The organism is Vibrio sp. 1249-1, from assembly GCF_033340495.1.
Genome location: NZ_JAWOWJ010000008.1, coordinates 133,296 through 152,568 on the forward strand (window position 1 = coordinate 133,296; position 19,273 = coordinate 152,568).

Sequence of the window (19,273 nt, forward strand, 5' to 3'; positions counted from 1 at the left end):
TCAGCATCTGTATATTTGAGAATTAGATCCTGAACCACGCTCCTTCGCCACCGTTCAGGATGACGAAAGTCTGTTACTTGCTTTGCATCTCTTGCCACCACGCGTCATCGGCGATGATTTGACCTTCTTCATCGAGTGGTGGGTAAACGAGCCCTTTTCGTTTCGCGACTTTTGCCAGAACAGGGTGACCACGTTCAAAGAGAATACGGTTGATTGTCTCTTTAGGCAGAGCGCTTTCTTCTCGGTCGTACATACCTGCGGCTTCACGTTGACGTTGCGCTTCATACAAAATTACGGCACTGGCAACCGATACGTTTAGTGACTGCACCATGCCCACCATCGGGATAATAATGTCTTGATCGGCAAGCTGTTTGGCTTGCTCCGAAGCGCCAACTTTTTCACTGCCTAAAATGATTGCCGTTGGTCTGGTGTAGTCGATCTCGCGAAAATCGACGGCGGTGTCCGAAAGATTGGTCACCAAAACCTGCATACCTTGCGCTTTGAGTTCGGTAATCGCAGTTTCAATCGAATCGTGAGTATCCACTTCAACCCAGTTACGCGCGCCAGCTGAGGTATGGCTCAGCGTACGCATTTTGTCTGGCCAAATTGCGTGAACTTTGTGTAAGCCTGTCGCGTCAGCGGTGCGGATCACAGCAGAGACGTTGTTTGGCTTATGTACTTCTTCGAGACAAAGTGTCAGATCAGTTTGGCGAGTTTTTAGGACTTGGTGAATACGGTTGTAACGTTCTAGGTTCATATTTATTGAGGTATAAAAAATCGCCACCTAACAGAGTAGGTGGCGATAGAGGTTAGTTCTTTCTGCGTCTGACTCGGGTTGCTTGAGGCATTGCCTTAATCTTACGCATGATACCAGCAAGGTGGACACGATCTTTCGTCGTCAACAGCACTGTCACAGTGTATAAACGACCATCACGTTCTTCCGTTGAAAGACCATGAATGTTTGACCCTGTTTTCGAGATCACGTTGGTCAGTTCTGCAAGAGCACCTTGGTTGTTAAGCATGTCGACTTTAAGTTCAGCAATGAACTCTTTATCGTAGTCTTCAGACCAAGCGACAGCCATATAACGGTCTGGCTCTTTCTGATAACCACGAACGTTCGGACATGTTTCTCGGTGAACAACCAAACCACGACCAGGCGATACGTGAGCAATGATGTGATCATCTGGGATAGGATGACAACAATTTGCAAACGTCAGCAATAAGCCTTCTGCGCCACGAATCGGAAGCTTCTTCTTCGAGTCCGTTGGGATTGAACTTGTTGTTGTGAGCTCTTCGGTGTCACCAAGGAGACGACGTGCGATCACAATGCTCATCAACTCACCCAATCCAATAGCAGCCAATAAATCATCGATGCTTTCTAGGCGAAGATCATTCAAGACTTCTTGGATATTTTCTGGATAAATTGAATCAATCGAGTGACGGCCAAGTGCGTGATTAAGTAGGCGACGACCTAAAGTAATCGACTCTTCACGACGCATCGTTTTCAGTACTTGTCGAATCTTAGTGCGGGCACGAGAAGTCACGACATAGTTTAGCCATGCCGCATTCGGACGCGCACCAGGGGCACTGATAATTTCCACCGTCTGACCGTTTTTCAATGCCTTACTCAATGGGTAAGGGTTACGATCAACACGAGCACCAACACAAGAGTTGCCTACATCGGTATGTACGGCATAGGCAAAGTCGACAGCCGTTGCGCCTAAAGGTAATTCAACGATACGACCTTTTGGTGTGAAGACGTAAATCTCATCTGGGAAAAGATCGGATTTTACGTTTTCAATGAATTCGAATGAGTTACCCGCGCTTTGTTGTAGCTCTAACAGGCTTTGCATCCAACGCTGAGCTTTTACTTGCGCAGTGGTGCCAGACTTGTCGCCTTTGTCTTTGTAAGACCAGTGTGCCGCGACACCTTTGTCCGCCATTTGATCCATATCTTCAGTACGGATCTGAACTTCAACAGGTACGCCGTGTGGACCAACCATGGAAGTGTGTAGCGATTGGTAGCCGTTCGCCTTTGGTACCGCGATGTAATCTTTCATGCGACCAGGACGTGGCTTATACAAGCTGTGTACTTGGCCTAAAACGCGATAACAAGTATCAGCGGTATCAACAACGACTCGGAACGCATAGATATCCATGATGGTGTGAAAGCGCTGTTCTTTGGTTTTCATCTTGTTATAGATAGAGAACAGGTTTTTCTCACGACCAACGACGCGAGCATTCAAGCCGAAATCTTGCAGACGGCCTTCTATTTCGCTGTGAATGCGTTGGATCATCTCTTTACGATTACCACGTGCGGCTTTAACCACTTCTTTCAGTACGCGGTAGCGGTTGGGATATAGCGCCTCAAAGCCCAACTCTTCGAGTTCGGTTTTGATATTGTGAATACCAAGACGATGAGCGAGGGGCGCGTAAATTTCTAATGTTTCACGAGCAATACGACGCTTTTTATCTGGTCGAAGCGCGCCAAGCGTACGCATGTTGTGCGTGCGGTCAGCAAGTTTGATCAGAATGACGCGGATATCTTGCACCATGGCCAGAACCATCTTACGAAAGTTCTCAGCCTGAGCCTCTTTCCTATCGCGGAATTTGAGTTTGTCCAGTTTAGATACACCATCAACCAATTCTGCGACAGTGTTGCCGAATTTCTCTTCGAGATCTTCTTTAGTTACATCACAGTCTTCAATGACGTCATGCAGCAAAGCAGCTTGGAGGGTTTCGATATCAAGGCGCATTTCGGCCAAGATACGAGCCACTGCGACAGGGTGGATGATGTATGGTTCACCGCTAGAGCGGGTTTGCCCTTCATGGGCATCTCTCGCTACCACATAAGATTGACGCAGAGCCTCAATCTGAGGCTCTGTTAGGTATTCTTGGGCAACGTCTTTGAGGCTATCGAATAGATACAAATTATAGGCCCGGGAGGTTGTTGAATTCTAAAGTCAGAATTAACGGTTGTGAGCGATGCTGCTTACTGCCGCTAGCTCTGCCGCTTCTTGCTCTTGCTGTTCTTGACGTTCACGAGCGTCTAGAACTTCTTTAGTAATTAAACCTTCTTCGATTTCGCGTAGAGCGATAACCGTTGGCTTATCGTTCTCTTCTGGCACTAGTGCATCTTTACCGCCAGTTTGCATTTGACGAGCGCGGCGAGCCGCAATCAGTACTAGGTCGAAACGGTTGCCAACTTTTTCAACAGCGTCTTGAACAGTTACGCGTGCCATGAGGACTCCAAATAGTTAACTAAAATTTTAGAATGACGAGAAAGTATACAACCTAACTACTTTATTTACTAGCAATTAGACAAGCCACCGTTTGTGGACTTTCTCAGGTAGTTTATTGTGTTTTTCGCACTGGGCAAAAAACGGGAAATTCTTTTATGTTTTACAGCGTGACTTTTTTGAAGTTACTCTGCTAACAACGCGTCAAGCATACCTTTATATTTAGCAGCTTGCTTTTCTTCCTTCAATCTTTCAGCACGCAAGATAGCTTTAAAATCCATCAAAGCGGTATCAAAATCGTCGTTTACGATCACGTAGTCGTACTCGTTGTAATGAGAGATTTCCGACTTGGCTTCAGCCATACGCTTTGCGATCACTTCATCGCTATCTTGACCACGAGTGTTCAAGCGGCGCTCTAACTCACCGTTTGATGGTGGCAGGATGAAGATGCTTTTGGCTTCTGGCATTTGTTCACGGATTTGGCGTGCGCCTTGCCAGTCGATATCTAGAAAAACGTCGATACCTTTATTTAGTGTTTCTTCAATCCATACACGAGATGTGCCGTAATAATTACCAAACACTTCTGCGTATTCTAGGAAGTCACCTTTAGCGATCAGGGCTTCAAACTCATCTTTCGCTACAAAATGGTAGTGGACACCATTTTCTTCACCAGGTCGCATGTTGCGCGTGGTGTGAGACACAGACACTTTCATTGCGTAGGTTGGGTTGCGTTCCAACATCGCTGAGATCAAGCTAGATTTACCTGCGCCGCTAGGTGCAGATACGATATAGAGAGTACCTTTGCCCATTGTACTGTTCCACTTTTGATTGGATTGATTGAGTGCCGAAGGAAAGTTCGACATTCTTATAACGATAGCACTGGCATTGAGAAATCAACCACCAAAGGGGTGGATATTGGTGATAATCCCGCCAGAAAAATGGAGGCGAAGAGTATCATGATCTCTATTTTGTTACCAGTTGATCTTTCTGTCTGTGATCGTCTTTGATGAAATAGTTACTTACGCCAGAGTGTTCCTAAACAGCGAAGAAGGAGCGTGATACAGGACTTACCATCCGCGCACTCTGTTATTAAAACCATTTCTACAACCGTTTAGTGTGCTGATTTTAGGTTTAGAGTCCCGATTTGGCTTGCGTGAGTGACTCTGGTTAAAAATAGGGGTTAATAATGATAAGACGGAAAAAAGGGGAAGCTTTCACTTCCCCAGGCGTGCGACTGACTCACACTTAATCTTCGAATTATCCTTGAGACTCTAGGAAATTTATCCAAGGGCTAACGGTTGACCTGAATTTTGGCGATTGAGCAGCGCCTTTCATCGCCTGCAAGGCCTTTTGTGGCTGCTTAAGCTCGAAATAGGCCATCCCGCGAATGTATTCAAGTTCTGCCTTTTGCTCTTTAGAGGCACTGGATGCCGCGCTTTCTACAAAACGAGTTGCTTCAGAATATTGCTTGTCTTGTATCATTAAGCGAGCAATCTGAATTTGCGTTTTAGCAGAAGGAGCGAGGTTATATGACTTTTTATAAGCGAGAATTGATTTATCTAGCTCTTTAGCTTGCTGCCAGAAACTGGCTAGGCGGTCATAGTTTTCCTTCGTCTTTTCAATGTTTCCAGCTGCCATTTCCTTTTCAAGAGTTTTGGCTGCTTTATATGGAATACCTTGGTAAGCCAAGAAGTTTACAAAGCGTAAATATTCCTTCTCTCCTTCTAGTTTCCCCATTTTGTAAACCATTTCTAGGGTGGCTAGAGAGTTGCGCTCTTGACCTAGCTCCATGTAGACACCAGAAAGTTGCATCCAGTAACGCTTTTTCTGAGGGTACTTTGAAGTCAGAGTTTTGAGTACACTGGCAACGCTTTTCAGCTGGCCTAACTCGTAGTGAGATGCAACGAGAATTAAGTACCAAGACTCACTTGGGCTCTTGCTCATCGCGATGGCTTTTTTGGTTGGCGGGATTGCATTTTTGTAATCTTCCAACTGAACATAAGCGCTCGCTAACGTGATATAAGCATGAGCTTGAGGCTTCTCTTTGGTTGTTTCTGCAACCTTGAACCATTCCTTCATCGTTTTTACAGACAACGTATACTTTTCTTCAGCTAGGTAAAGCTGAGCCAAGCTGTAGCGAACTTGTTGAGCAACAGGAACGGGAAGTGCGTCGAGCTGTAATGCTTCGGCAAAGTATTTTGCTGCTTGCACATAATTGTCTTGTAGCGAATACAAAAAGCCAGTCTGCTGAAGTAAAACTGCTCGGTCGTATTTTTTCGAACTTGTGCTTTCTAAAGCGCTTGCTAGTTTTTCTTTCGCTGCTGAATATTTTTCAGTTGCGATCAACTCTTGCACTTTGTTAACGGTTCGAAATGTCCGATCTGATAACTGAGGAGCTTCTTTTGCCATCGTAGGAGCGGCCATTGCCACTCCTGCGAAGAGAATTAAAGAAGCCACTTTGCTTTTCCATAAACTTTTCATCGTGACTCCTTAATTGGTTGAGAACTCTATTTCTTGCGATAGGCGCGAGCTAACAGGTTTCCCGTCAACCAATTTTGGTTTAAATGTCCATTTAGAGACTGTTTTTCTTGCCGCTCGACCGAGGCCTAAGCGTCGTGGTTGCTCTTTAAGAACTTTGATGTCCTCTACGGCACCACGTGCGTTGACAGTAAACTCTAATAAGACGACCCCTTTTTCTATTCCTGCTTTCGCAGCCTTCCTAGGCATTTGAGGTTGGAATGTCGCTAGAGGTGTTGGACCTCCGCTACCCGCGAGTTGCGCACCTCCACCCTGGCTATAATGTCCAAGCACCGAACCACCTGTAACATTTACGGGTAGGTCAAGCTTTGGCATATCCATTGGGGTCTGCTCCATCACCGGTTTTACTGTCGCTGTCACTTTCATTTCTGGCGGTGGCGGCGGACGCTTAGGCGGTGGTGGTTTTGGAAGTTCGCGTTTTTTCTCCTGTATTTTTTCGTCTGGTTTAATGCGAATAAACTCGACCATACGCAGGTCATCATTCGACACTAACTCGTGGCGCTCTTTGTTTACTAGCTTGTCCATCCCCCAGAACAACCCGAGGGAGACAATGAGCGCCAGTGCAATTGAGGCCAGATACCGCATAAGCTTAATCCTTATTGGTTGCGGCAATGGAGATGCTTTCTACACCTGCCATTTTGATCTGGTCCATAACCTTCACGACTACGCCAGCATTTGCTTCAGTGTCGGCTTGGATAACAACTGCGCCATCAGGGCTTTCTGCACGAAGACGTTCAATATTCGCGCGAACCGCGTCCACTTCGATGCGGCGTTTATCAACCCAAACATCACCCGCCGCACCAACTGCGACCATGATGTTACCTTTTTTCACGGTTTGCGCAGAGCTTGCTGTCGGGCGGTTTACTTCTAGACCAGCTTCTTTTACGAACGATGTTGTTACGATAAAGAAGATCAACATGATGAATACGATGTCGAGCATCGGTGTCATATCGATAGCGGTTTCATCACTGCTATCACTGCTATAGCGTCTTTTCATGACCTATACCTCTAATTCCATTTACTCAGGCAATATGCTTTAGCTTATCTTCCAGCTTTTGCGTTGTGACTTTGGCTAAATGATCAAGACGTGAACTAAAGAACAGTCCTGATAGAGAAGCCACCATCCCGGCTAAAGTTGGGATTGTTGCCTTTGAGATCCCCGAGGCCATTGCTCGAGGGCTTCCTGTTCCTGTTACCGCTAAGATGTCGAATACTTGGATCATGCCAACAACGGTGCCGAGCAAACCCAGTAAGGGACAAAGCGCAATCAACACTTTCACGATTGGCAGGCCCTTTTTATTCTCAATGTCCTGACGAGAAACAATTTCTTGTCGGATCATCTTAGCGTTCCAGCTCTGGTGCTCTGATCGCCCCTGCCATGAGCCAACGGCTTTTTTCATGGCTTTTGGAGCGACGGCAGCAAAATAGAACCAACGTTCTAACAATACTGCCCAAAGCATAAAGCTGAGGATGAAGATGGCGACGAGTACATCGCCACCCATTCCCAAGAAGCGCCTAATTGATTCAAGTTCTCCAACTAACCACCACATAACGCCTCCTTAGCTTTCGGCTTTATGTAGTTTTTCCTGATAGCGAGCGATGAAGCCTGCACTCTGTTCTTCAAGAGTTTGAACCAAACGACGACCTTTACTGTGTACGATGGTGTACAGGAACAGTAGAGGAATTGCGACAACCAGACCAAGCATCGTAGTAACAAGTGCTTCAGAGATACCGCCAGCCATTAGCTTAGGATCACCTGTACCAAATAGTGTGATTGCTTGGAACGTACCGATCATACCCATTACCGTACCCAGTAGACCTAGAAGTGGTGCTACAGAAGCGAACAGTTTGATTGAGCTGATAAAGCGTTCAATGCTCGGTGCGTTACGTAGGATGATTTCGTCCAGTTTCGCTTCAAGATCTTCAAGGTTGTCACCTTTGTGTTCTTGGTAAGCTTGGATAACTTCACCCAGAGGGTTACCAGGAATCACGGTTTCTGATTTCGCTTGCTTACGCATTTTACCGCCAATCACTTGAAGGCGTAGGAAGCAAACTAGAGCAATGATAGCGCCAACTGCACCCATACCAAGGATGACGTAACCTACAATGCCACCTTGATCAATACGTTCTTGAACGGTAGGGCTTTGTACAAGTAGAGACAGAATTACACCACGGGATGGGTCAATAAACAGTGGCTCATAGCTGTTTGACGCTGACTCAAAGCCTGCAACATGACGTGTAATATTGGTGCGAGGTTGTCGAGAGAGTTCTTCGAACTTACCTGTTTGAGGTACATAAGTAACGTACTTACCATCGGCAATCGCGTTAAATTCACCGACAAGAGTAACATCGCGAACCGCTTCTTTACCTTCGCCATAAACAACCGTTGCTTGGGTTGTTGCTGTCTCGCCTGAGGCAACCACTTGTTGAAGAATGGTATGCCAGAATGCTTCTAGCTCTTGTGTTGATGGCAGTTCTTTGCTTTCAGCCAGTTTCGTTAGTAGAGCGTCACGCTCTGGGAACTGAACAGCGTTTTGAGAGGCTGCAAATAAGCCCTTAAACTCTCCCGCATACTGGCGGACCACACCAAACATTTCGCCCAAAGTACCAGAGCGAACACGTAGGGTTTCTGTTAGTTCAGTTAGCTGCTTATCGTTTTCATCAAATGTTGCTTTAAGTTGATCGCCCAGTGCTTGCTGCGCAGCTAACTCTTCGCGAGCTTGTTGCAATAATGCCGCTTGCTTATCGCGATTGTTCTTGAACTCAGCTTCACGGGCTTTGTTCTCTTTCGACTCAACGATGCTTTCTGATTTTACGTTTTTAAGTAGTTCAGATAAGTTTTTAGGCGCTTCTGCTTGTACGCCAGAAACCATAAATAAGCTCGCTAGTAGGCCAGCGGCTAGAGTTTTGAATCCTTTCATCTCTTATTCCTCCCCAGCATATACAGGCAATTTGATTAGCGCTGGTGGCGCTTGCTTCTTCGCGATACGAAGGCCTTGCTGTACCGCTATGCGGTAGCTTTCCGGTAATGTTTCCCATTGACGTGTTTGTTGGTTCCACATACCTGTCTCACCACCGTCTGGAGATTGGAATAAAAGCGCCGTGCGACCAATACGTAGGAAGTCGTAAGTCACGATTTCCCCATTTCTATCTAGGCTAGCTTTGTAAGATTCAATTGAGCGAGAGAAGCCTTCTTCAATTTGGTAGGCTTCCATCACTTTACGGAATTTCTCAGAAGTCGTTACGTCGGCGCGATCCATGAGACGACGCAGTTCTTGGACACGTTTATTACGTTCTTTTTTCTGGAAAGGCAGATCGAGAGTCACAAACTCATCGAGTGCATCGATCATTTTAAGTGTTAGTGGCACTACTTCTGTTGCCGTTTGATCGATCTGAGCAATTTGGTTATTTAATGAGTCCAATTCACCTTGCTGTGATTGAACCATACGGTTAATTTGCTCGTTGTAGACTTTCATGCTGTCGATTTGACGTAGTAAGCCTTTGTATTCTGCCAACATGCCTTCAGTACTTTCGGCATAATTGTCGATTTTTTGTTGTGAAGCTTCTGAAGATTGATTTGCTTTTGCTTGTGTGGAAACGACAGCACCAGAGTTGGCCGCTATAGAGCTACTACTGATAGTAAGCAATGCTGCAGCTATGGCACTGAGACCAAATTCCTTGAATTTCATGGTTGCATCCTTGTCAGTGTTTTAGTCAGTCGAAAAGGGCGCGGAAAACCCGCGCCAAATATTTTTTAGAAGTCGTATGATGCCTCGACGTATAGCTGACGTCCGATTGGATCGTCATACCCAGTTGCATAGAATGGAGAGGTATCGCTTAGAGGATCTGCAGGCGGTACTTTGTCAAACATGTTGATAGCACCAAGAGTTACACGACCACTCTCGTTGAATTGGTAAGAAGCCGTTAGGTTCCACGTTGTCATACTAGCGATTTCTGCTTTGTAACCCGCTTTTTTAGCAGAATCACAGTCATCAAAGTAGTAACGGTTTGCGTAGCTTGAACACATACGGTCGCGGTATTTACCAAATAGGTTGATAGCGACATCTTCATATGCCCAGCCAAGATTTAACGTTGCGGTGTATTCAGGCATGAAATCTCTTTCATCCGTTACAGGCTCGCTGTCGTTTTCTTGATATTCAGCAATCAAGATCTTCGTTACAGCAACACGCGTGTTAAATGAACCGAACTCATTAGTGTCGTATGCGTATTTGATCGCTAGGTCAATACCAGAACGCTCTTCATACGACTGGTTCACTGGACCATAGGATACCGACTTGATGGTGCCATCTGGGTTACGAACGACTTCAGTACCTGGGTATTTACCTGGATCGTTAATTACATCTTGGTAAGTTGGTGCAGTTACGACGTCTTCCATCTTGATGTGGTACCAGTCAACAGTTACACCAAGATCATCCACAGGCTCCCACGCTAGGCCCAAGTTAATGTTTGTACTTGTTTCTTCTTTCAGCTCAGAGTTAGGGCCATTAAGCGTATCGAAGTACTGAGTATCACACTCTGGGTACTTATCTTTATCTTGTGGGCCGCTACCACCAGCGTTGGCACAAAGCTCTGGGTCAAAGCCAGAACCAAAGCCTCGAGTTTGATCACCAAATAGTCGCTTCAAGTCTGGAGCTCGGAAGCCTAGACCGTAGCTACCACGTAGCAATAGGGTGTCAGTAGGACGGTATGCTAGGGCTACTTTAGGAGTGAATGCGCCACCAGTTGCCGAGTCGTCGAAGTAGTGGTCGTAACGACCAGCGACAGTCATTTCTAAATCTTCAATGATAGGAATAAGAGCTTCAACACCAAGACCAATCTGATCACGGTCACCGCCGCCTGATGTTCCACCTAGGCCAGAGAAACCACCAGCTGCTGTTGTAGCATCAATCGTCTCATTGTAGTCAGTACGGTTCCATTCACCATAAACAGCAAAGCCAGACATACCTGCAGGAAGTTCAACCAAATCACCAGCCAGTGAGCCGTTAACAGAGTAAAGCTTTGAGTAAGCTTCTTTGCTTGAAGTGCCGCTGTATTTGTCTACAACGTCTTGAGAGATAGGCCCCAGAAGATCGACATCACCATTTTGTACAGCTTGGTCGAGAGTTAGGAAGATTGCTGGGTTGCTTGTTTCAACGCTTTGCTCAGAGTAACCAGCGGATAGGTCCCAATCATACGTATCAGCAAGCAGGCCGTTCAAGCCTAAGGTTAAGCCAAAAGAATCGGCTTCAGTGTTACTTTCGCGTGGTCCAAATTCGACCATACGGCGAGTGTATTCGCCTTCGCCGCGGAAGTGAGTGGCATCAACTTCAACGCTGTAAGGGTTAGGTTCGAATTCAGATTCTGTAGACTTGTAGCCAAAACGGGCTTCTGCCATGGCAGTGACATTGTCGTTAATGTCCATTTCACCACGTAAAAGTAGGTCTACTTGTTTGTTTTCTGGTTTTAATGTTCGGTATGCAGAGCGGTTAACACCACACTTTCCATCCGCTCGTTCAATCGCGGCATCACCAACGACTTCTTTACATGAAGAACCAGCATCAGCTGGTGTTAGAAGTGTTCCGTTTGCGCCTTCAAAGTTTGCACCGTAGCTAGAGTAGCCACTTAGCTGAGAACGGCTAGAACCGTCATCGCCAGCCCAATCATCTCGGTCAGATTGCTTTAGCATTTCGTTGCCCGCAAATTGGCCAACGAAGAGAATACGTTTGTCGTCAAAGTTTTTGCCAGCTACAACGTCTAAACGACCATTTTGGTAACCACCATCCGTCGCGTCACCCGCGCGTACTTTTACAGAAACGCCATCAAAGTCTTTCTTTAAAATGAAGTTTACGACACCACCGATTGCGTCGGAGCCGTAGATAGCAGAACCTGAGTCGGTCATTACTTCAACACGCTCAATAGCGGCGACAGGGATTTGGCCGATATCTTGAAAGTTAGATGTACCATCTTGTGCTAGCGGGTATTGAGGAAGACGACGGCCATCAATAAGAATCAATGTGCGTGACGCGCCAAGGCCACGTAAGTTGACTGACTGCGCTGCTGGTGTAAACGAGAAAGAGTCTGTTTGAGCCATTACACCACCTGTGTTTTGGGTCAAACTGTTCAATACGTCTTGCGCGCTGTTAAAGCCTTTAGACTCAATGTCTTTACTATTAATAACAGTAACTGGTGAAGGACCTTCCATATCCGTCGTGGAGATACGCGAACCAGTAACTTTCATCTTTTGAAGTTTTTCAACTTGCTGCTCTTCTGCCAGTGCTGTTGCTGGGGCTGCAACTGCTGCTGTCCCCAAAGCAAGGCTTATCGCAACAGATAAAGCGGTTGTGTTTTTATACATCCTTGTTGCTCCGATTATTATTATTTCCTATGTCTGGCCGCATAGCGGCCAAATGTGACGTTAATATTTCGTTAACGTTCGGCCAATGTATAACCGAGATGAAAAAAGGAAGTCAAACCAGTGGTAAACGGGGATGCTTAAATGTAAAAAAGATGTAAATAACCAGGCTTTATTTAAAAGGCGGAATAAAAAACCGAATAAGGTTTATGAATCGAGATTAAATTTCAATAAAACACCGTATTTTGTGTTTCTTATAAACTTTAATGACTTATCTTGCCTATGGTTTTTTAGTGGGTAATTGAATCTGGAAAAAGATATTTTTCCAGTGAATTGTTCTGAGATGAGTTTTATATCGAATCCATACTTTGTTAGCTCGAACTTATTAGGTGGTATCAAAATATGATACCCATTGCGGTTAAAGGGCTCACTCGTATTTTTAGGTCAAATATAACCTTGGATTATGTGTCTATTTATGTGTGTAGGGTGCATTTTTATGTAGGGTTTTGGCTCTAAACAGCCTAGATTGATATTCTGTATGAATTATTTTTGTGGTTTTTTATAATTTTTTACAAAAACATTTCTGTTTTTCGACATCGAAGGAAGTTTGTCATGTTTTGGTTTCAAACACTTGAAGCTGATGTGGATTCAAGATAAATATGACGCTGAAATTATTGCAGTAGTAGAAAAGTCTAGCTCTTGAGGCGCAGGGAGTGTGCTTCAACAGTTTTAGTTACTACGAGATAAATATGCACCATTTTGGGCGGAAAATATCCTCTTTCACTCCGTTTGAACTGGACAGTAGACAAGGAGCAAGTTGTATATGCTGTCGTACTTTTTACGCCGTTTGGCGTTGGTTATCCCAACGTTTCTCGGGATAACTATTCTCATCTTTGCTATCACTCGTTTCGTGCCTGGCGGACCTGTTGAACGCATGTTGTCACAAATGCAGTCTCAGGGAGATGGCGCCGCATCAATGACGTCTGCGGGTGGTAATACGGCCCTTTCTGACGATCAAATCGCGGAGCTGAATGCGTTTTATGGCCTGGATAAACCTGTAACGGAAGCGTACGTCGAGTGGTTAAGTCGTTTGGTAATGCTAGATCTTGGCGAGTCGACGCGTTACTACGAGCCTGTCTCGGATATGATCGCAGAGCGTTTGCCAGTGTCGTTGTTTTATGGCGGCATGACCTTCTTTATTAGTTATTTTATCTCGATTCCTCTTGGTTACTATAAGGCGCTCAAGCACGGTTCTGTGTTTGATTCCGCCTCTTCAGTACTCATTTTCGTAGGCTACGCGCTACCAGGTTATGTGGTGGGTGTATTGCTGATCACGTTATTTAGTTATCACTTGGAATGGTTTCCGATGGGAGGCTTTGTCGGCGATGACTTCGACGATTACGAAACCTTCTTTGAACGCGCTAAAGACATTATGTGGCATGCGGTGTTGCCTTTGATCTGTTACCTCATTGGTGATTTTGCCACGCTGACGATGACAATGAAAAATAACCTGATGGAAAACCTTTCCTCAGATTACATCCGCACCGCAATTGCGAAAGGATTACCTTTCAAAAAAGCAGTTCGTAAGCACGCGTTGCGTAACAGCTTAATTCCGATCGCGAGTCACTTTGGTAACTCTTTGTTGTTCTTCATGACCGGTGCCTTCCTGATTGAAGTTATCTTCAATATTGATGGCATTGGCTTATTGGGTTACGAATCAATCATGGAGCGTGATTACCCTGTTGTTATGGGTATTGTCGCCATTAATGCGTTGTTACTGCTCATTGGTAACATCATTTCAGATATTTGTGTTGCTTTAGTCGACCCACGTGTGAAGTTTGGAGCGTAACATGATTAAAGTTAGTCCATTAACTCAAAAGAAAATTCGTCACTTTAAAGAGATCAAACGAGGCTATTGGTCGTTTGTTGCTCTTTCTATCATGTTGATCCTTTCTCTATTCGCCGAACTTTTGATCAACAGTAAAGCGCTAGTCGTCAAGTACGATGGTAGCTACTATTTTCCTGTTGTCAGTGACGTACGTTTAGGTAGCGAATTCGGCCAAGAGTCATCCAGTGAAGCCGATTATCGTGTACTGCAAAAAGCGTTTGAGGCTGAAGGGGGCGACAACTTTGTTATTTTGCCGCTTGTGCCGTGGAACCCATACGAACAAGATTTTAGTGGTGATTTCCCGCCAACAGCGCCTAGTGCCGAAAATAAGCATTATTTAGGTACAGATGTGATAGGTCGCGATATTTTGGCGCGACTCGTCTACGGATTCAGAACGGCGATGGGATTTGCGTTGCTTACGATGGCCATTTCCTACGCGATCGGTACTGCAGTCGGTTGTGCTATGGGTTTTTGGGGCGGTAAATTTGACTTGTTTGTACAGCGACTTATCGAAATCTGGTCAATGGTCCCGTTTTTGTACGTCATTATGATTCTTGTCTCAATCGTTCAGCCGACGTTCGCTCTCTTTGTCGCTATTAACGTGCTTTTCACTTGGATGGGGATGACATGGTACATGCGGACCATGACCTATAAAGAAGCGGCACGAGAATATGTAATGGCGGCTCGTGCTTTAGGGGCATCGACCGGACGTATCTTGTTTAATCACATCTTGCCAAATACGATGGTGATGATTGTAACCCTAGCGCCTTTCACTATTGCAGCTAACATCACAGCACTGACTGCTCTCGATTACCTAGGATTAGGCTTGATGCCACCAACGCCAAGTTGGGGTGAACTACTGCAACAAGGTAAGTCAAACTTAGATTCGCCATGGATTGTTGCGTCAGTAGTGACTTCTATTGTTCTGGTTCTGGTAATGGTGACCTTTATTGGTGAAGCCATTCGAGCGGCTTTCGACCCGAAAAAATTCACACGCTATGTTTAAGCGAGCATTGTGAGCAAAACATAAAAAGGGAAGTTTTATGAAGAAATTATTTTTAGCGTCCACGCTGAGCGCCCTGAGTTTTGGTGCAATGTCAGCAACGCTTCCGACTGACTTAAACTGGCAAACAAACTGGGATGAGCCTCAATATGGTTCGCCAGAAGCGAAACGTGGAGGGACTTATCGCACCTTTATGTCAAGTTTCCCGCAGACGTTACGTAGTGTTGGCCCAGACGCTAATGCAGGGCTACGTTCTTTTATCTTAGATGAAACACCAGGCTTGGTGGTCCGCCACCCAGATACTTTAGAGTTCATCCCTGAGCTTGCTAACGAGTGGGCGTTAGCAGGTGACAACAAAACGGTCTATTTCAAACTCAACCCTGAAGCCAAATGGTCGGACGGCAAACCTGTGACTGCCGACGATTTCGTGTTCATGCTGAAGTTTTATCGTTCCAAAGATATCTTGGAACCTTGGTACAACGATTACTACAACAAAACGATTGCGGATGTTATCAAGTACGACACTCACACGTTTGCTGTTAAGGCGGCGAAAGAGTTCAATCCGGAAGAATTGCTGTTACGAATGGGGGCTCTGCGCCCACGTCCCGCACATTTTTATGCTAACCCTTCAAAAGATGAAAATGGTGACGGTATACATGACAACTTTGTCCGCTACTACAATTTTAAAAGTGAACCAACGACCAGTGCATACTACCTAGATGACATTAAAAAAGGTAAAAGTGTTACCTTCAAACATGTCGGTGAAGACTGGTGGGGTTACAGCAATAAGTATTATCAACATCGTTATAATGTCGACAAAATCCGCATCACAGTGATTCGCGACAGTGATATCGCGATGAAGCACTTTGAGAAAGGGAAGCTGGACGCATTTGGTCTTGTTTTACCAAGCTTATGGCATGATAAATCGAATACGGAACCTTACCAAAAGGGATACATTCAAAAGTTCTGGGGTTACAACCAATTCCCAGTTGGGGCTGGTGGTGTATGGATGAACACCGCGATGCCTTTGCTGGATGATTTAAACATTCGCAAGGGCATTACTTACGCGATTGACTTTGATGGCATGATAGAGAATGTCATGCGTGGCGACTACTCCCGTAAACCGAACCCGACCGGTTATGGTCATGGTAAATACACCCTACCAGATGCTAAGGCACCGAAGTTTGATCCCGCAAAAGCGGCCGAGGCATTCGAAGCCGCAGGCTTTAACAAAATTGGTTCTGATGGTATTCGTGTTAATGATAAAGGTGAGCGCTTAAGCTTCGAGCTGACCTACGGAACACCTGTTCATACTCCTCGTATTGCATTTTTGCGTGAGCAAGCCAAGCTAGCAGGGCTGGATATTGAGCTCAAGTTAGTTGATGGCTCATCCATGTTCAAATACGTACGTGAGAAAAAGCACGATTTGGCTTTCTTAGATATGGGTACGTCTGAGATCCCAACGTATTGGGAGTACTTCCATTCAGTCAATGCGAACAAGCCGCAAACTAACTCTTTCACAAACTACAGCACGCCTGAACTGGATGAAAAGATCATCGAGTATCGTTTTGGCATGGATATGGATAAAAAGATCCAGCTAGGTCATGAGATTCAGCGTGACATCATTGATGCTCACGTTATCGTCCCAGGCTACATGGTTCCTTATGTCCGCTATGGTCACTGGCGCTGGTTAAAGTTTCCAGATAAACCAATGAATCGCATGACAGAGGCGCTGTTCAGTGGTGCAATCATAGGCGATGGCACTTACTGGATTGATAGTGATATCAAAAAAGAAACGAAACAAGCGATGAAGTCAGGCAAAGCTTTTGAACCTGTTGTTGTCGTAGATGACACTTATAAGCTGTAAGGATTGGTTATGGAAAACGATGTAATCCTAAGTGTTAAAGATCTCGAAGTTGAATTTACCACCGATGATGGGCCAGTGAAGGTTCTGCATGGTGTGAACTTTGATGTGAGAGCTGGACGTACACTCGGTCTGGTAGGAGAGTCAGGTAGTGGTAAGAGCGTAACCTCAATGTCGATCATGGGGCTATTACCTAAGCCATATGGCAACATTATCAAAGGTGAAGTGAATTATCGCGGCACCAACCTAGTTGATTTGCCTGCGGAAGAGATGTACGCCATGCGTGGCGATCGCATTTCGATCATCTTCCAAGACCCGATGACGGCGCTCAACCCAGTGCACACCATTGGTCGTCAAATATGTGAAGTGCTTGAGCTCCATCGACCTGAGCTCGACAAAAAGGAGCGGGAGGCGTACTCGATTGAAATGCTGGCAAAAGTAAAAATTCCAATGCCAGAGAAGCGATTGAATGAGTATCCCCATAACCTATCTGGTGGTATGCGCCAGCGTGTCATGATCGCGATGGCATTGGCCTGTAAGCCGGATATTCTGATTTGTGATGAACCGACTACAGCGTTGGATGTTACGGTTCAGGCGTCTATCCTTGAACTGATGAACGAGCTTCAGGAAGAAACGGGCATGGCGATGATCTTCATCACTCACGATCTCGGGGTTGTGGCAGAAGTGTGTGATGATGTTGCCGTGATGTATGGCGGACGTATTGTCGAAAAAGCAGAAATTTTTGAGTTGTTTGATAACCCGCAGCACCCATACACAGAGCGTTTAATGGGATTGATGCCGAGCTTAGATAATGAGCCGAAGCAGATGATCGATATCAAGCCTATTGATGCCAGTATGTTTGCCAGTTAACTGGGCAAAGTGAACCAGTCATAAAAGAGGATGTTATGGCAAAAGAAGTATTAAGAATTGAAAATCTTAAGCAGCACTTTGTTTCTGGTAAAGGGCTGTTCAAGAAAGGCTACACCATCAAAGCGGTAGACGGGGTTTCACTGTCTGTTTCTGAAGGTGAAACACTGGGGCTAGTTGGTGAGTCAGGTTGTGGTAAAAGCACCCTTGGTCGCACGATCTTAAAGTTATACGAGCCAACAGAAGGTAAGATTTTCTTTGAAGGTAAAGACATCACTAAACTGTCTGTTAAAGAGATGCGCTCGCTGCGTAAAGACATGCAAATCGTCTTTCAAGACCCAATGGAGTCACTCAATCAGCGTCATACCATCGGTATGATTCTGGAAGAACCGTTTGTTATTCATAAAATTGGCACGCCAACAGAGCGTAAACAATGGGTAAAAGAGCTTTTAATCAAAGTGGGATTACCAGAAACGGCAGTAAACCGTTATCCACATGAATTTTCAGGCGGACAACGGCAGCGTATCGGTATTGCTCGCGCGATTGCATTGAAGCCTAAACTACTGATTTGTGATGAATCGGTATCTGCGTTAGATGTGTCGGTACAGGCGCAAATCTTGAACCTATTGCTACAACTGCAACAAGAAATGAATTTGGCGATCATATTTATCTCTCACGACCTCTCGGTGGTGAAACATGTCTCTGACAAAGTTGCCGTGATGTATTTTGGTAAAGTGGTAGAAGCAGGCAGTGCTAAAGAAATTTATGCAAACCCGCAAAACGAATACACCAAAAAACTCCTATCTGCGATTCCGATCACTCACCCTAAATATCGGAAGAAAAAGCGCGTAGCTGAAAAAAAGCAGCAAGTGGCGTAAGTGATGCCACAGGTCCTATAACACAAAAGCGCTCCGCCAAATAAGCGGAGCGTTTTTATAAGCAAATGCCAGGACTTGGAGTCGATTCGCACTGATGTTTATTCTGATTGATTGAAGATCGTTGCATGCTAAACTCAAGGCCTATTTTCTTTGTTTGGATAATGGACCATGCCGTCGAATTTACCGAAATCCTTTAGTCGACCTTTCCTGAAAATCTTCCATATTTTGGAGGCGGTGTTATTAGTCTCTATTACCTTGGCGACGTTGTACGCCATGATGCAAGAGTTTGTGCACGTATTTGTAGAGAAGCGTGTCTTACTCACAGATATTCTTTTGATGTTTATCTATCTGGAAGTGCTCGCCATGGTGCAGCAGTTCGTGATGAACGGTAAAATTCCGGTACGCTATCCTATCTACATCGCGATGATGGCGATCGCCCGCTATATCACTCTCGGAATGAAAGAGCTGGATGCAGTTTTGGTTGTGTGGTTATCTCTGGCTGCGTTTATTTTGGCTGCGGCTACTTTGCTGATCAGAATTGGACATCATTATTGGCCCTACGTTGATAACAGTACCTTGGAAAAAGACGAATAAAAGAAAGCCCCGTATTAGCGGGGCTTTTTTGTTTCAATACTCGATGACTT

17 protein-coding genes are annotated in these 19,273 nt (G+C 45.3%); 6 read left to right on the forward strand and 11 right to left on the reverse strand.

The annotated features are described in order from the left end of the window. Positions 1 to 73 precede the first annotated feature (73 nt). The 11 genes from trmH to R7Z50_RS15980 form a co-directional block, all read right to left on the reverse strand. Complete coding sequence (gene trmH / locus R7Z50_RS15930) at positions 74 to 757, reverse strand: tRNA (guanosine(18)-2'-O)-methyltransferase TrmH (protein WP_017635001.1); 684 nt, start codon at positions 755 to 757, stop codon at positions 74 to 76. Between the two features lie 52 nt (positions 758 to 809). Continuing rightward, a complete protein-coding gene (gene spoT, locus R7Z50_RS15935; protein WP_005379340.1) occupies positions 810 to 2,930 on the reverse strand; it encodes a bifunctional GTP diphosphokinase/guanosine-3',5'-bis pyrophosphate 3'-pyrophosphohydrolase in 2,121 nt (706 codons plus the stop codon). Between the two features lie 39 nt (positions 2,931 to 2,969). Then, positions 2,970 to 3,242: a DNA-directed RNA polymerase subunit omega gene (gene rpoZ / locus R7Z50_RS15940; protein ID WP_005379346.1), complete on the reverse strand. Its 273-nt coding sequence runs from the start codon at positions 3,240 to 3,242 to the stop codon at positions 2,970 to 2,972. A 182-nt stretch (positions 3,243 to 3,424) separates the two neighbouring features. Then, a complete protein-coding gene (gene gmk / locus R7Z50_RS15945) occupies positions 3,425 to 4,048 on the reverse strand; it encodes a guanylate kinase (protein ID WP_005379347.1) in 624 nt (207 codons plus the stop codon). A gap of 448 nt (positions 4,049 to 4,496) precedes the next feature. After that, positions 4,497 to 5,720, reverse strand: a complete 1,224-nt coding sequence (locus tag R7Z50_RS15950) for a tetratricopeptide repeat protein (protein ID WP_005379348.1) — start codon at positions 5,718 to 5,720, stop codon at positions 4,497 to 4,499. A gap of 9 nt (positions 5,721 to 5,729) precedes the next feature. Next, positions 5,730 to 6,362, reverse strand: coding sequence for an energy transducer TonB (locus R7Z50_RS15955; RefSeq protein WP_005379353.1), 633 nt, complete (start codon positions 6,360 to 6,362; stop codon positions 5,730 to 5,732). Between the two features lie 4 nt (positions 6,363 to 6,366). Next, a complete protein-coding gene (locus R7Z50_RS15960) occupies positions 6,367 to 6,774 on the reverse strand; it encodes an ExbD/TolR family protein (RefSeq protein ID WP_005379359.1) in 408 nt (135 codons plus the stop codon). A 25-nt stretch (positions 6,775 to 6,799) separates the two neighbouring features. Then, positions 6,800 to 7,327 (reverse strand): MotA/TolQ/ExbB proton channel family protein, encoded by a 528-nt coding sequence (locus R7Z50_RS15965; protein WP_005379363.1) that lies wholly within the window; start codon positions 7,325 to 7,327, stop codon positions 6,800 to 6,802. 9 nt (positions 7,328 to 7,336) lie between these two features. Then, the gene (locus tag R7Z50_RS15970) at positions 7,337 to 8,698 is read right to left on the reverse strand and encodes a MotA/TolQ/ExbB proton channel family protein (protein ID WP_065275018.1); all 1,362 of its coding nucleotides are present in this window, start codon (positions 8,696 to 8,698) and stop codon (positions 7,337 to 7,339) included. A gap of 3 nt (positions 8,699 to 8,701) precedes the next feature. Further along, positions 8,702 to 9,466 carry a DUF3450 domain-containing protein gene (locus R7Z50_RS15975; protein WP_065275019.1) on the reverse strand — a complete coding sequence of 255 codons (765 nt, stop codon included), beginning with the start codon at positions 9,464 to 9,466 and terminating at the stop codon, positions 8,702 to 8,704. Between the two features lie 65 nt (positions 9,467 to 9,531). Continuing rightward, the gene (locus R7Z50_RS15980; protein WP_033905922.1) at positions 9,532 to 12,132 is read right to left on the reverse strand and encodes a TonB-dependent receptor plug domain-containing protein; all 2,601 of its coding nucleotides are present in this window, start codon (positions 12,130 to 12,132) and stop codon (positions 9,532 to 9,534) included. 820 nt (positions 12,133 to 12,952) lie between these two features. Between R7Z50_RS15980 and R7Z50_RS15985 the strand changes: the two genes are divergently transcribed. The 6 genes from R7Z50_RS15985 to R7Z50_RS16010 all read left to right on the forward strand — a co-directional run bounded on the left by R7Z50_RS15985 (position 12,953) and on the right by R7Z50_RS16010 (position 19,223). Continuing rightward, positions 12,953 to 13,978, forward strand: coding sequence for an ABC transporter permease subunit (locus tag R7Z50_RS15985; protein WP_005384771.1), 1,026 nt, complete (start codon positions 12,953 to 12,955; stop codon positions 13,976 to 13,978). Position 13,979: 1 nt separating this feature from the next. Then, a complete protein-coding gene (locus tag R7Z50_RS15990) occupies positions 13,980 to 15,023 on the forward strand; it encodes an ABC transporter permease (protein WP_005379369.1) in 1,044 nt (347 codons plus the stop codon). 37 nt (positions 15,024 to 15,060) lie between these two features. Beyond that, positions 15,061 to 16,887 carry an extracellular solute-binding protein gene (locus R7Z50_RS15995; RefSeq protein ID WP_017634997.1) on the forward strand — a complete coding sequence of 609 codons (1,827 nt, stop codon included), beginning with the start codon at positions 15,061 to 15,063 and terminating at the stop codon, positions 16,885 to 16,887. Positions 16,888 to 16,896: 9 nt separating this feature from the next. Further along, positions 16,897 to 17,754, forward strand: coding sequence for an ABC transporter ATP-binding protein (locus R7Z50_RS16000; RefSeq protein WP_005379371.1), 858 nt, complete (start codon positions 16,897 to 16,899; stop codon positions 17,752 to 17,754). Between the two features lie 35 nt (positions 17,755 to 17,789). Further along, the gene (locus tag R7Z50_RS16005) at positions 17,790 to 18,629 is read left to right on the forward strand and encodes an ABC transporter ATP-binding protein (protein WP_005379372.1); all 840 of its coding nucleotides are present in this window, start codon (positions 17,790 to 17,792) and stop codon (positions 18,627 to 18,629) included. Positions 18,630 to 18,797: 168 nt separating this feature from the next. Continuing rightward, positions 18,798 to 19,223 carry a phosphate-starvation-inducible protein PsiE gene (locus R7Z50_RS16010; protein ID WP_025768316.1) on the forward strand — a complete coding sequence of 142 codons (426 nt, stop codon included), beginning with the start codon at positions 18,798 to 18,800 and terminating at the stop codon, positions 19,221 to 19,223. Positions 19,224 to 19,273 lie beyond the last annotated feature (50 nt).